The following is a 13,139-nucleotide window of genomic DNA, read 5'->3' as shown; positions in this document are numbered from 1 at the left end:
ACCCCGCGCCGTGATACGGTTGCAGAACAACGGCGCGGGGTGGAGCAGCTCGGTAGCTCGCTGGGCTCATAACCCAGAGGTCGCAGGTTCAAATCCTGTCCCCGCTACTACAGGTCGGCGATGAGAGTCGTAGGCCGACGAAGGCCCGGATCCTGATAAGGATCCGGGCCTTCGTGATGTGCGAACGCATGTGCCGACACGAGGGACGGCCGTGCCGCCGTGGGGAGTTGGGCGGTGTGTGTTTGACTTGTCTCTCTGTGGGCATGTCGACAAAACGCTGTAGTGACCTCACTGGCTGCGGTATACCAGGTGTACCCAGGTTGCAGGTGGTGCGACGATGGACGTTATGGGGGACAAGGCAACTCTGTTCGAGACAGGGCGTTTTGTGCAACCTTCCGGGCGGGACGAGGCCGGGGAGGTGGTCGAGGGTGTCGCCGAGGACGCGGCCGAAGAGATCCGCCGGCGGATCGCCGCCGAGACCGGTGACGTCGAGGCGATGAGCGTCCTCGGGGCCATGCTGCTGCGCCGTGGTGATCTCGACGGAGCCGAGCCCCATCTGCGTGCCGCCACCGCGGCCGGTGACCGGGCCGCCGCCAACAACCTGGGCGTCCTCCTCCACCAGCGCGGATACGCCGACGACGCTGCCGGATGGTGGCGGGTCGCCGCTGTCGCGGGTTCCGCCGCGGCGGCGCACGCGCTGGGCCGGCACCACCGGGAACGGGGCGACGAGCCGGCCGCGGAGTACTGGCTGCGGCAGTCCGCCGAACAGGGGCACGCGCTGGGCGCGTACGCCCTCGCCGATCTGCTGGAGCATCGCGGGGACGCCGGGGCCGAGTTGTGGATGCGGTCCGCTGCCGAGCGGGGGCATCGGGAAGCCGCTTACCGGCTGGCCCGCGCGCTTGATCGCAAGGCGATGGGCGAAGGGGACGCCGGCATTGACGACGGTGTCTCCGGCGCCTCCCGTGTCTCCGGCGTCTCCGGTGCTTCCGCGACGGAAGAGGCCGAGCAGTGGTATCGGCAGGCCGCCGCGCGCGGGCACCGGCGGGCCGCGCTGCACCTCGGGGCGATTCTGGAGAGGCGCGGCGAGCTCAAGGAGGCCGGGCGCTGGTATCTGACCTCCGCCAAGGACGGCGAGGCGCGGGCCGCCTGCGCGCTCGGGTTCCTGCTGCGGGACGCCGGGGACACCGACAGCGCCGCCGTGTGGTGGCTGCGGGCCGCGCAGGACGGTGACGGCAACGCGGCCAACGCGCTGGGCGCGCTGCACGCCGAGCGCGGCGAGCCGCAGACCGCCGAGCGGTGGTACCGGGCGGCGATGGATGCCGGCGACGACAACGGGGCGTACAACCTCGCGCTGCTCTGCGCCGAGCAGGGGCGTACCGCGCAGGCCGAGCAGTGGTACCGGCGGGCCGCGTACGCCGGGCACCGCGAGGCGGCGAACGCGCTGGCCATCCTGCTGCTGCAGGGCGGGGACGCGACGGGTGCGGAGCCGTGGTTCTCCAAGGCCGCGGAGGCCGGGAGCGTCGACGCCGCGTTCAACCTGGGGATTCTGTTCGCCGGGCGAGGCGAGGACGCCGTCGCGCTGCGGTGGTACGAGCGAGCGGCGGGCGCCGGGCACACGGAGGCGGCACTCCAGGTCGGGATCGCGCGGCTGCGGGACGGGGACGACCGAGAGGCGGAGCGGTACCTGCGGTGTGCGGCGGGGGGTGGCAGTGCCGAGGCGGCGTACCGGCTGGCCACCGTGCTGGACGCGCGGCGGCCGCCGGTGCCTTCCCATGAGCTCGGCGAGACGGTGCACGAGAAGAGCGAGTGCGAGGAGTGGTACGAGCGGGCTGCTTCGCTCGGGCATCGGCGGGCGCAGGTGCGGGTCGGGATGCTGGCCGCGGCACGGGGGGACGTGGTGGAGGCCGCGCGGTGGTACCGGGAGGCCGCCGAGGCCGGGTCTCGCAATGGCGCGTTCAACCTGGGGCTGCTGCTGGCTCGGGAAGGGAGCGAGCCGGAGGCGGCGGTGTGGTGGACCCGGGCGGCTGATGCGGGGCATGGGCGGGCGGCGTTGCGGCTGGCGCTCGTCTACGCGCGTCGGGGGGAGCTGGCGGAAGGGCAGCGGTGGGCCGACCGGGCGGTGGTGCTTGGTCCCGGGGAGGTCGCGGAGCGGGCGGCTCGGTTGCGGGACGCGTTGCGGCAGGAGCTGTCGGCGTGACGCTGCGCTGAGCTGGGGCGGCTGTGGTTGGCGCCGGGCTGTTTCTCGCCCCCGCCGCCCCTACCCGTCCCATCCCCAGGGGCTCCGCCCCTGGACCCCAGCAGGGCTCCGCCCCTGGACCCCAGCAGGGCTCCGCCCTTGGACCCCAGCAGGGGCTCCGCCCCTGGGCCCCGGCGGGGACTGCGTCCCCTGCACCCCTTGGGGCTGTGCTCCTGGTTCCGGCGGCGGCTCTGCCCCTTGGGCCCGGCGGGACTGCGTCCCTTGCGCCCCTTGGGGCTGTGTCCCTGGGCCCCGGGCGGCGACTTCGCCTTTGGGCCGTGGCGGGGTTGCGTCTCCTGCCCCCTCGGGGTCTGCTCTTGGGCGCCGGCGGGGACTGCGTCCCCTGCAACTCGGGCGGTTCCGCCCTTGGGTCTTGGCGGGGACTGCCCCCATTCTCCGGGTGGGGACGCGGTCTCTGGGCTCCTGGCGGGCTCTGCCTGTGGGAGGTGCGAGGTGGTGGCCGGTGGTGTGACCTGCGTTGATGGGGGGTCGGTAATCGATTTGCCTCTGTTGGCTTTCTTGACGTAGTGTTCCATTCATCGCCGCGGGGTGGAGCAGCTCGGTAGCTCGCTGGGCTCATAACCCAGAGGTCGCAGGTTCAAATCCTGTCCCCGCTACTGAAGGCCGAGGGCCGGAATCCAGAAATGGGTTCCGGCCCTCGGTGTTTGTCGGGAGCGGTGCCTCAGGGGCGGTGGCCCACTGCCTCCTCGTACAGCATCCTGGTCACCGTTCTCGACTCCGGCAGGGGGTCGCCCTCTGTCACGCCCTGGGCGCGGTACGCGGCCTGGAGGCGGTCTGTGGTGCCGGTGCGGATTTCCCAGTCCATGCGCAGGGGCGGGGTGGACTTCAGGATGGTCTCGTCCGTCTTGAGGAGATCGGCGAGGTAGGTGACGAACGTCGCGTCCTGTTTGTAGTCGGACGCGAAGTACGTGTTGATCGTGCGGACGTAGGCCCGCAGCAGGGCCACCCCAGCGTCCACGTCGTCGTTCAGCAGGCTCGGGCCGTACAGCATGCCGCCGAGGGGTTCGCCCTGCGGTTGGCCGCCGAGGAAGGCGTATCCGGGCTCGCCGTCGACCTTGCGCCAGACCGGGTCGAGGAGCCAGGCGGAGTCGACGCCCCCGTTCTGGAGGGCGGTGAGGACGTCGGCCGAGCCCAGCTGGGCGTACTGGATCCTTTCGAGGCCGCCGCCGTGCTTCTCCAGCACCTTCTCCATGGGGTACGCGATCACGGAGCCCTTGCCGATCATCGTGCCCAGCTTGCGGCCGGCCATGGCCACCCGGTCCGTGCTCTCGCCCTTCTTCAGCCGCACCCACAGACCGCTCTTCGACTGCGGGTCGGGTGAGAAGTTCCCCGCGACCCACCTGATGTCGAAGCCGCCCCGGATGCTGTTCATGACAGCCGCCTCCGGTGCCGCCCACTGTGCGTCGATGTCCCCCTTGGCCAGGAGGGGGAGCGCGTCCGGCGTGGGCAGCACCTTCAGGGTGACGTCCAGGCCTTCCTTCTTGAACTCACCTTTGTCGAGGGCCACTTGGAGGGGTGCCACGTACTCGGCGCTCAGCGTCCCTGTCGCGATCGTCAGCTTGCGGGTCTCGGCGAGGGGCTGTGGGGGAGGGGCGCCGGGGCGGCAACGGGCCGGCGGGCGGTTCGGGGAGAGGTCGGCGGGGTCGGTCCAGGATGTGTCGCCGCAGCCCTCCATCGGGCGGATCGTGCGGTCGCCCGCGGCCGCCTTCGGTTCGGAGCCCGACTCGTACGGCGACGAGCAGCCCGCCGACGCCAGCAACGCGGCGGCGACGACCACGACAGCGTATGCACGTGCCCGGCCCGTCATGACTGACCCCTTCCGCGGTCCCGGGGCGCCCATGGAGTGAGCAGCCGCCCCACGATCCGCACCAGTTCGGAGAACACGACGCCCAGTACGGCCACACAGACGATGCCGACGAACATCACGTCGTTCTGGAAGAGCGCGCGTGAGTCGAAGATCAGGTGGCCCAGGCCGTTCGTGGCGGCGATCTGCTCCGAGGCGACGATCACCAGGACCGCAACGCCCGCCGCTATCCGCGCGCCCACCAGGACGGACGGCAACGAGGCCGGCAGCAGTACGTGGCGGAACATCTGCCACGGGGAGGCGCCGAAGACCCGGCCCGCGTCGCGGTGGCCGGTGGGGACGGCGATCACCGCCGACATGGTCGAGATCCATACGAAGAAGAAGACCGTCGTCGCCACCAGGGCCACCTGCGGGCCCTCTCCCAGGCCGAACATGTTCAGGAAGACCGGGAGCAGGGCCAGTTTGGGGACGACGTACAGGGCGTCCAGCAGGGGTTCGAGCGCGGCTCGGACGAGGGAGAGGGAGCCCATCAGGAGGCCCAGCGCGTAGCCCGCCGCGGTGCCGAGCGCGTAGCCGGCCACAACGCGCCTCAGCGTCGCCCATACGTCCGGCCACAGGTCTCCGGCTGCCGCCCGGTCCCAGCCGTCGGCGAGGATCGTGGACGGGGCCGGGTAGACGCGGTCGTCGATCCAGGTTTGGGCGGCGGCCAGTTGCCAGAGAAGGACCAGCGTCAACGGGACGGCCGCGGCGAGCGACAGTTCCAGGGCACGCCTACGGCGGTGGGTGCGTACGGGGTGGAGTTCCCGGGGGCCTGGGCGGCGTACGAGGACCGAGGTCCGGCCGGGGGTGATCGTCGTCATGCCGGCAGCGCCTCCTTCCGCAGGAGGTCCCACAGGTCGCTCTTGAGGGAGGTGAACTCGGGCGTGGAGCGGATGTCGCCGGTGCGCGGGCGCGGGAACGGCGGGCGGTGTTCGGCGATGATCCGGCCCGGGCGGGCGGACATCACCAGGACGCGGTCGCCGAGGACGATCGCCTCTTCCAGGCTGTGCGTGACGAAGAGGGTGGTGGTGCGGGTGGTTTGGGTGAGCTCCAGCAGCTCCTCCTGAAGGATCATGCGGAGTTGGGCGTCGAGGGCGGCGAACGGCTCGTCCATGAGGAGGAGTTCGGGTTCGACCGCGAGCGCGCGGGCTATCGCCACACGCTGGCGCATTCCGCCCGAGAGGGCCGCGGGGTAGGCGTGCGCGAAGTCGGCGAGGCCCATGCGGGTCAGCCACTCGTCGGCGCGGGCGTTCGCCTCGCGGCGGGGTACGCGCTGGATGTCCAGGCCGAAGCGGACATTCGTGCGGACCGTCTTCCAGTCGTAGATGCCGTAGTCCTGGAAGATCATGGCCGCGGGGCGCGGGCTGGACGTCCGTATCTCCAGGCGGCCCGTGCTCGGGCGGAGCAGGCCCGCCGCGATGCGAAGGAGCGTCGACTTGCCGCAGCCCGACGGGCCCACGAGGCAGACGAACTCGCCTGGGGCGACGGTGAGGTCGACGGGGCCGAGGGCGTCGACGGCATGGGGCGCACGGCCGAAGGCGCGGGTCAGTTCGGTGGCGTGGAGTGTTGGGTGCGGATCTCCCACGGTTGCTCCTCGCGGAGTTCGGTACGGGGCGGGGTCCGCACGACGATATGACGGCCCGTCAGATACGGGAAGGGGTCGCGGAGGTCGCGGGAAGGCCGTACACGGCAGAAAGCCCCGACACCCATGGGTGTCGGGGCTTTCCTCGAGACGGAGGGTGCTACGCCGCCGCGCAGTTCGGGCACACGCCCCGGTATGTCACCTCGACGTCCGAGACGGTGAAGCCGAAGCGCTCCGAGTCGGGGAGGTCGGCCAGCGGGTTGCCGCCGGGGTGGACGTCCCGGATGGTGCCGCACTGGGCGCAGACCAGGTGGTGGTGCGGCTGGTGCGCGTTCGGGTCGTAGCGCTTGGCGCGTTGGTCCGTGGCGACCTCGAGGACCTCGCCGAGGGAGACCAGCTCGCCCAGCGTGTTGTAGACGGTTGCCCGGGAGATCTCCGGCAGCTTGGCGACGGCCCGCGAGTGGACCTCGTCGGCCGTCAGGTGGACGTGTTCGCCGTCGAGCACCTCGGCCACGACGCGCCGCTGTGCGGTCATCCGCCATCCGCGTCCGCGCAGCCGTTCCAGAAGGTCACTCATGCGACCAGCCTAACAGCAAGAAGGACCAGGTCGCGACCAGGTGTTACTTTGGATAGCAGCTTGACTTGGACATCATCTAAATCATGTGAACGGGCGGGCCGGACTTCCCGGGAGGGGGTCCGGCCCGCGCGCGTGCGAGGGCGGGCTTCTAGGCCGGTACCTGCTGCCGGACCGGGGCCCAGCAGCGGATGATGTCGCGGACGGAGACGATGCCGACCGGCTCGTCGTGGTCGAGAACGATGAGGTGGCGGAAGCCGCCGTGCGCCATGGCGCGGGCCGCCTCCTCCAGGGTCCAGGTCGGGGTGGCGAACACGACGTCGGTGGTGGTGTGGGCGTGGACGGGTTCCGAGTCCGGGCTCTGGCCGAGGCCGACCGAGTTGAGGACGTCGCGTTCGGTGAGGATGCCGATGCCTCCGGCGTCCGGGTCGTGGACGATGGCCGCGCCGATCCGGCGGGCGGACATCAGGGCGGCGGCCTGGCGGAGGGTGTGGGTGGGGCCGATGGTGAGAACGACCGTGCTCATGGCGTCGCGGACCAGCATGGGTTCCGAGTCACCTCCTAGGAACCGCTGCGATAGTTCAGCGGTTCACAAGTTCACAAATGAGGGTCTCCTCAGAGTGGCAGGTAAAGCGGAGGTCAACAAGAGGGCGCGTGCGGCCGATCGAGGGCGTGCGCGCTCAGTCGTGCCGCTCAGTAGCGCTCGTTCAGATAGCCCAGGAACTCGTCGTGCAGCAGGCCGTTCGACGCGGCCGCGTTGCCGCTGTGCGGGCCCGGGCGGCCGTCGAGGCCGGTGAAGGTGCCGCCGGCCTCCGTCACGACGATCGCGGTCGCGGCCATGTCCCACAGGGAGAGCTCCGGCTCGGCGCACAGGTCGACCGAGCCCTCGGCGACCATCATGTACGGCCAGAAGTCGCCGTACGCGCGCGTGCGCCACACCTCGCGGGTCAGGTCCAGGAACCCGCCCAGGCGGCCTTGGTCCTCCCAGCCGGTGAGCGAGGAGTACGCGAAGGAGGCGTCCGAGAGCTTCGAGACGCGGGAGACGTGCAGTCGGGAGGCCGAGGTGAGGCTGCGGCCGGAGAAGGCGCCGTGCCCCTTGGCGGCCCACCAGCGGCGGCCGAGGGCGGGCGCGGAGACGACACCGACGACGGGCTGGTAGCCGCCCTCCGCCGCCTCCATGAGCGAGATGAGGGTGGCCCAGACGGGGACGCCGCGCACGTAGTTCTTCGTACCGTCGATGGGGTCGATGACCCAGCGGCGGGGCCCGGTGCCCTCGATGCCGTACTCCTCGCCCAGGATCGCGTCGCGGGGACGGGCGCGCTGGAGCTGGCCGCGGATGAGTTCCTCCGCGGCCTTGTCCGCCTCGCTGACCGGAGTCATGTCCGGCTTCGTCTCCACTTTGAGGTCGAGGGCCTTGAAGCGGGCCATGGTCGCCGCGTCGGCGGCGTCCGCGAGGACGTGGGCGAGGCGGAGGTCGTCGTGGTAGTCCGGCATGTGAGGAACGCTATCTGTCGGTGGTGGTGCGGGGCTACAGGGGGCCTGGTGGTGGGGGGTCCGGGGTGGGTGCCGGGCGCGGGCCCGCGGTGGTACGTCCGCTCGCGGTCGCGGCGGCAGCGGGGCGCCCACAGCTCGCGAAAGCCGCTCGGGCGCCCCCGCGTGCCGTCGCGAACCCTTGACAGTGACTCCGTCCGCGTCAAATCTGGGCGCAGTGCCGCTCGCCGTCGGGAGGCGAAGATGCCTGCAGCGCGGGAATCCCTGCTGGACGCCGCATACACGGCGCTGGCCCGTCGGCCGTGGTCCGCTGTGCGGATGGTGGACGTGGCGGCGGCGGCCGGGGTGTCCCGGCAGACGCTCTACAACGAGTTCGGGAGCAAGGAAGGTCTGGCCCGCGCCCTCGTCAGGAGAGAGGCGGACGGCTATCTCGTCGGGATCGAGCGTGCGCTCACCTCGACCGGCGACGCCCGCGACCGGCTGACCGCCACCGCCGAGTGGACCGCGTCGACGGCCCGCGACAACGTGCTCGTACGCGCCATGCTCACCGGCTGCTGGAGCGAGCGGCTGCCCTCCCCGACCCTGTCGGCGGTGCCGTCCTCCGCGGCCGTACCGGCGCAGCGCCGGGCGGACGGCCCGCTGCCGTCACCCGGCGACTTCGTGGCCCTGGTGCGCGACCGGGCCGTGACGGTTCTCGCCGGACCCGGCACACCGAGGTCGGAGACCGTCGAACTGGCCCGCTCCTGCGAACTCGTCGTCCGTCTCGCCCTGTCCTGCGTGTCGGCACCGCCCGGCGAGGGCGGCGTCGCGGATCTCGTACGCAGCGCCTTCCAGCGCCAGTTCGTCTTATGAGCGTCCTCTGCTCGGTCGGACTCTCTCAGACCCTCTCGGACGCGCTCAGTGGGCGGAGCCCGACAGCTGGAGTCCGATCACCCCGATGATCACCAGGCTGATCGAGACGATCTTCAGCGTGGAGACGATGTCGCCGAGGAAGATCATCCCGTAGATCGCCGTCCCCGCCGCGCCGATGCCCGTCCACACGGCGTACGCCGGCCCCACGTCGAGCTTTCTCAGCGACAGGGTCAGCAGGCCGAAGCTGCCGAGGGCGAAAACGCAGAATGCGACGGTCGGCCAGAGTCTGGTGAAGCCGTGCGACAGCTTCAGACAGACGGCGAACCCGGTCTCGAGCATTCCGGCCACGACGACCAGCAGCCACGCCATGTGCTGTCCTCCCGTAGATGTCCACGTGTCCCAGCGTTCTGTGACCGCTTCATCAGGTTTTGGTCAGGCTCGGATCCGGCTCGGTGCGATTATGCCCTTACCGGCCCTACCTCGGGACAAACAACGCGGAGGTCAGTCGCCTTCCGTGCGCTCCTTCGTCGCCAGCATCCGGCGCAGCGAGTACAGCCGGGCCGGGTCCGCGTGGCCCTCCGCCACCCAGGCGTCCAGCGCGCAGTCCGGCTCGTCGTGACTGCACGCGCGCGGGCAGCCCTCGGTGCCGGGCTCCAGGTCGGGGAAGGCGTGGATCACCCGGGACGGATCCACGTGGTGCAGGCCGAACGACCGCAGGCCCGGGGTGTCGACCACCCAGCCCGCGTCGCCCGCGAGCGGCAGCGCCAGTGCCGAGGTCGTGGTGTGGCGGCCGCGGCCCGTCACCGCGTTCACATGGCCGGTCAGCCGGCGGCGTTCCTCCGGGACCAGCGAGTTGACCAGGGTCGTCTTGCCGACCCCCGAGTGGCCCACGAAGGCGGTGATCCTGCCGTCGAGTTGCTCGCGGACCCGGCCCACCGCGTCGCCGCTCTCCAGTTCCGCACGGCTGGTGACCACGTACGGGATGTCCAGGTGGCCGTAGAGCTCCAACAGCTTGTCGGGCGAGGCGAGGTCCGACTTGGTCATGACCAGCAGGGGTTCCAGGCCCGCGTCGAACGCCGCCACCAGGCAGCGGTCGATCAGGCGAGGGCGGGGTTCCGGGTCGGCGAGGGCCGTGACGATGGCGAGCTGGTCGGCGTTGGCGACGATCACGCGCTCGTACGGGTCGTCGTCGTCCGCCGTGCGGCGCAGGACCGACTTCCGGTCCGCGATGCGGACGATGCGGGCGAGGGAGTCCTTCTTGCCGGTCATGTCGCCGACGATGGCCACGCGGTCGCCGACCACCGCGGCCTTGCGGCCGAGCTCGCGCGCCTTCATCGCCATCACGATCCGGTCGTCGACCAGGCAGGTCAGACGGCCCCGGTCGACGGTGAGGACCATGCCCTCGATCGCGTCCTCGTGCTTGGGGCGGATGTGCGTACGCGGCCGGTTGCCCTTGCGGTTCGGGCGGGAGCGGATGTCGTCCTCGTCGGTGTGCTTGCCGTAGCGGCGCATGAGATGAGTCCCTACGCCCCGAGCATCCCGGTCCACAGGCCGGGGAAGTCCGGGAGGGTCTTCGCCGTCGTCGCCACGTTCTCGATCTGTACGCCCTCCACCGCCAGCCCGATGATCGCGCCGGCCGTCGCCATGCGGTGGTCCTCGTAAGTGTGGAAGATCCCGCCGTGCAGTCGGCGCGGACGGATGTGCAGGCCGTCGGCGGACTCGGTGACGTCACCGCCGAGTTCGTTGATCTCCTTGGTGAGCGCGGCCAGCCGGTCCGTCTCGTGCAGCCGCAGGTGCGCGACGCCCCGGAGGGTGGAGGGGGAGTCCGCGAGGGCCGCGACCGCCGCGATGCCCGGGGTCAGCTCGCCGACCTCGCCCAGGTCGACGTCGATGCCGTGGATCGCGCCCGAGCCGGTGAAGACCAGGCCGTACTCGGTGAGTTCGCAGGAACCGCCCATTTCGGTGAAGATCTCCCGCAGTCGGTCACCGGGCTGGGTGGTGCGGGCCGGCCAGTCGGGGACGAGGACCTTGCCGCCGGTCACCAGGGCCGCCGCCAGGAACGGCTGGGCGTTCGACAGGTCCGGCTCGATGGTCAGGTCCCGGCCGAGCAGGGCGCCCGGCGTGACCCGCCAGACGTTCGGCTCGCCGCCCGACTCCGGGGTGTCCACCTGCGCGCCCACCGAGCGCAGCATGTCGACGGTCATCCGGATGTGCGGCATGGAGGGCAGCGCCGAGCCGATGTGGCGGACCTCGACGCCCTGGTTGAAACGCGGGCCGGAGAGAAGCAGGGCCGACACGAACTGGGAGGACGACGACGCGTCGATCTCGACCGTGCCGCCGTCCAGTGCGCCGCCGCCGTGGACCGTCAGCGGCAGAGCGCCGCGGCCCTCGTCGTCGATCCGGGCACCGAGGACGCGCAGGGCGTCGATCACGCCGTGCAGGGGACGCTCGTACGACCTCGGGTCACCGTCGAAGCGGACGGGGCCGTCGGCGAGCGCGGCGACCGGCGGCAGGAAGCGCATCACCGTGCCGGCGTTGCCGACGTCGACCGTGGCCGGGCCGGACAGGCCCGTGGGCAGCACGCGCCAGGCCTCGCCGGAGCCGTCGGGGCCGACCCCTTCCTCGATGGCGACGCCCATCGCCCGCAGTGCGCCGGCCATCAGCAGGGTGTCGCGGGAGCGGAGCGGGCGGCGCAGCCAGCCGGGCTCGGAGGCGAGGGCGGCCAGCACGAGGGCACGGTTGGTGACCGACTTGGACCCGGGCACGTGGACCGTCGCGTCGACGGCTCCGCTTGCGTGCGGGGCGGGCCAGAGGGCGGTGTGTGCGGGGTTTGGGGCCATGGAGCCCACTTTAATGGTCGGCCGTGGTTCGGGTGCGGCGCCGTCGGGGCTGGTCGCGCCATGTGGCACAACCGCATATCGATACGGCCCCACGCCCCTGAAGACGTGCTTCAGACCTCCAGCAACCAACGGCCACCGCCCAGCAGGGAACACAGTGAGACCGCGTGGAACAGGAACAGCCACAGCCCCGCCGGAACATGCGTCAACCGCGACAACTGGTCCGCGTCCGAGTCCCCCGCCCCGCCTCGCGACCGCTTCGCCTGGAGCTCGAACGCCGGGCGCACCCCGCCGATCAGCAGGAACCACACCACCGCGTACGCGAACGCCGCCTGGACCTGGGGTCCCGCCAGCCAGGAGACCAGCACGAACGTGCCGCCGGTGACGAGGACCGTCACCGCGCCGTACGCGTTGCGGATCATCACCAGCATCGCCACCAGCAGCAGCGTCGCCAGCCACAGCAGTGCGGTGATGTGGCCGGCGCCGAGGAGCGCGGCGCCGCCGAGGCCGAGGAGCGGGGGAGCGGTGTAGCCGGCAGCCGCGGTGAGGATCATGCCGATGCCGTGCGGCTTGCCGCGGCTGACGGTCAGGCCGCTGGTGTCGGAGTGGAGGCGTATGCCGGTGAGGGTGCGACCGGTGAGCAGGGCGACCAGGCCGTGGCCGCCCTCGTGGGCGATGGTGATGGCGTTGCGCGCCACGCGCCACAGGGTGTGCGGGACGACGACGGCGAGCGCGGCGACGAGGGTCGCGATCACCACCCACAGATCGGGGTCGGGCTGGCTGCCGAAGACCTCGTCCCAGAGGGAGGCGAGCGAGTCGGATGCGATGGTGTGCATTGTCGGCGGTGGCTCCCGTAGGTCTCGTCGAATCTGGCAGTGTGGCACGTATGTGCGGACGGTATGCAGCGAGTCGTGGGCCCGAGGATCTCGCAGGAATCTTTGAGGTCGAGAAGTGGGAGCCCGAGGAGACCTTGGCGCCCGACTACAACGTGGCGCCGACCAAGGAGGTCTACGCCGTCGTGGACCGTCCTCTCAAGGACGCGGAGGACCCGAGGCCGGTTCGGCAACTGCGCAAGCTCAAGTGGGGACTGGTCCCGTCCTGGTCGAAGACGCCCGAGGGCGGCGCCCGGATGATCAACGCCCGCGCGGAGACCGTCCACGAGAAGCCGTCGTACCGCCGCGCCTTCGCCACCCGGCGCTGCGTCATCCCGGCCGACGGCTACTACGAGTGGGTCACCGGCACGCAGGAGCGGGACCTGGAGGTCGAGGGGAAGAAGAAGCGGCCGCGCAAACAGCCGTACTTCGTGCTCCCCGCCGACGGGTCGGTGTTCGCGATGGCCGGTCTGTACGAGTTCTGGCGGGACAAGACCCTGCCCGACGACCACCCGCGGGCCTGGTGGGTGACGTGCTCCGTGATCACCACGGAGGCGGAGACGACCCCGCTGGCCGTCGCCCCCGCGGACGGGCCGCACGCCCTCGCCGACATCCATCCGCGCATGCCCCTGATGCTGACGCCGGACCGCTGGGACACCTGGCTCGACCCGTCCCGCACGGACCCCGACGACCTGCGCGAACTGCTCGCCCCGCCGCCCGCCGGGCTGATGCGCGCGTACCCCGTCTCCACGGCCGTCAGCAACGTCCGCAACAACGGACCTGAGCTGCTGAAGGAGCTGGAGGGCCCCGAAGAGGGCACACTCTTCTGAC

13 protein-coding genes and 2 tRNA genes are annotated in these 13,139 nt (G+C 71.4%); 5 read left to right on the top strand and 10 right to left on the bottom strand.

Going from position 1 to position 13,139, the window contains the following annotated elements; translation table 11 throughout:
* Window positions 1-33: 33 nt before the first annotated feature.
* The 3 genes from KUM49_RS26570 (at window position 34) to KUM49_RS26560 (ending at window position 2,853) form a co-directional block, all read left to right on the top strand.
* Window positions 34-107, top strand: a tRNA-Met gene (locus KUM49_RS26570).
* Window positions 108-337: 230 nt separating this feature from the next.
* Entirely contained in the window at window positions 338-2,197 is a 1,860-nt protein-coding gene (locus tag KUM49_RS26565; protein ID WP_217239468.1) for a tetratricopeptide repeat protein, read from the top strand.
* Window positions 2,198-2,779: 582 nt separating this feature from the next.
* Window positions 2,780-2,853, top strand: a tRNA-Met gene (locus KUM49_RS26560).
* A gap of 65 nt (window positions 2,854-2,918) precedes the next feature.
* Here KUM49_RS26560 and KUM49_RS26555 read toward each other — a convergent pair.
* The 6 genes from KUM49_RS26555 to hisN form a co-directional block, all read right to left on the bottom strand.
* Window positions 2,919-4,064 carry an ABC transporter substrate-binding protein gene (locus KUM49_RS26555; RefSeq protein ID WP_217239467.1) on the bottom strand — a complete coding sequence of 382 codons (1,146 nt, stop codon included), beginning with the start codon at window positions 4,062-4,064 and terminating at the stop codon, window positions 2,919-2,921.
* A complete protein-coding gene (locus tag KUM49_RS26550) occupies window positions 4,061-4,921 on the bottom strand; it encodes an ABC transporter permease (protein WP_217239466.1) in 861 nt (286 codons plus the stop codon). The genes KUM49_RS26555 and KUM49_RS26550 overlap by 4 nt, the downstream gene beginning before the upstream one ends.
* Window positions 4,918-5,685 (bottom strand): ABC transporter ATP-binding protein, encoded by a 768-nt coding sequence (locus KUM49_RS26545; RefSeq protein ID WP_217239465.1) that lies wholly within the window; start codon window positions 5,683-5,685, stop codon window positions 4,918-4,920. The genes KUM49_RS26550 and KUM49_RS26545 overlap by 4 nt, the downstream gene beginning before the upstream one ends.
* A gap of 157 nt (window positions 5,686-5,842) precedes the next feature.
* Window positions 5,843-6,259: a Fur family transcriptional regulator gene (locus tag KUM49_RS26540; RefSeq protein WP_217239464.1), complete on the bottom strand. Its 417-nt coding sequence runs from the start codon at window positions 6,257-6,259 to the stop codon at window positions 5,843-5,845.
* 148 nt (window positions 6,260-6,407) lie between these two features.
* The gene (locus KUM49_RS26535) at window positions 6,408-6,800 is read right to left on the bottom strand and encodes a cyclic nucleotide-binding/CBS domain-containing protein (protein WP_217239463.1); all 393 of its coding nucleotides are present in this window, start codon (window positions 6,798-6,800) and stop codon (window positions 6,408-6,410) included.
* 149 nt (window positions 6,801-6,949) lie between these two features.
* Window positions 6,950-7,750 carry a histidinol-phosphatase gene (hisN, locus tag KUM49_RS26530; protein WP_217239462.1) on the bottom strand — a complete coding sequence of 267 codons (801 nt, stop codon included), beginning with the start codon at window positions 7,748-7,750 and terminating at the stop codon, window positions 6,950-6,952.
* A gap of 240 nt (window positions 7,751-7,990) precedes the next feature.
* On the opposite strand from hisN, the gene KUM49_RS26525 reads away from it, so the two are divergent.
* Window positions 7,991-8,599, top strand: coding sequence for a TetR/AcrR family transcriptional regulator (locus KUM49_RS26525; protein WP_217239461.1), 609 nt, complete (start codon window positions 7,991-7,993; stop codon window positions 8,597-8,599).
* A 45-nt stretch (window positions 8,600-8,644) separates the two neighbouring features.
* Here the strand turns inward: KUM49_RS26525 and KUM49_RS26520 are convergent, their stop codons facing one another.
* The 4 genes from KUM49_RS26520 to KUM49_RS26505 all read right to left on the bottom strand — a co-directional run bounded on the left by KUM49_RS26520 (window position 8,645) and on the right by KUM49_RS26505 (window position 12,272).
* Entirely contained in the window at window positions 8,645-8,968 is a 324-nt protein-coding gene (locus tag KUM49_RS26520) for a multidrug efflux SMR transporter (RefSeq protein ID WP_217239460.1), read from the bottom strand.
* Between the two features lie 132 nt (window positions 8,969-9,100).
* Window positions 9,101-10,111 carry a ribosome small subunit-dependent GTPase A gene (rsgA, locus tag KUM49_RS26515; RefSeq protein WP_217239459.1) on the bottom strand — a complete coding sequence of 337 codons (1,011 nt, stop codon included), beginning with the start codon at window positions 10,109-10,111 and terminating at the stop codon, window positions 9,101-9,103.
* 11 nt (window positions 10,112-10,122) lie between these two features.
* Window positions 10,123-11,439 (bottom strand): 3-phosphoshikimate 1-carboxyvinyltransferase, encoded by a 1,317-nt coding sequence (gene aroA, locus KUM49_RS26510; protein WP_217239458.1) that lies wholly within the window; start codon window positions 11,437-11,439, stop codon window positions 10,123-10,125.
* A 110-nt stretch (window positions 11,440-11,549) separates the two neighbouring features.
* Window positions 11,550-12,272 (bottom strand): M50 family metallopeptidase, encoded by a 723-nt coding sequence (locus KUM49_RS26505; RefSeq protein WP_217239457.1) that lies wholly within the window; start codon window positions 12,270-12,272, stop codon window positions 11,550-11,552.
* Window positions 12,273-12,322: 50 nt separating this feature from the next.
* On the opposite strand from KUM49_RS26505, the gene KUM49_RS26500 reads away from it, so the two are divergent.
* Window positions 12,323-13,138 carry an SOS response-associated peptidase gene (locus KUM49_RS26500; RefSeq protein WP_217239456.1) on the top strand — a complete coding sequence of 272 codons (816 nt, stop codon included), beginning with the start codon at window positions 12,323-12,325 and terminating at the stop codon, window positions 13,136-13,138.
* Window position 13,139 lies beyond the last annotated feature (1 nt).

The sequence above is a fragment of the Streptomyces sp. AC555_RSS877 genome (assembly GCF_019049245.1).
In the GTDB taxonomy this organism is placed as follows: Bacteria; Actinomycetota; Actinomycetes; order Streptomycetales; family Streptomycetaceae; genus Streptomyces.
Note: the sequence above shows the minus strand (reverse complement) of the source record. Positions and strands in the feature narration are given on the sequence as shown.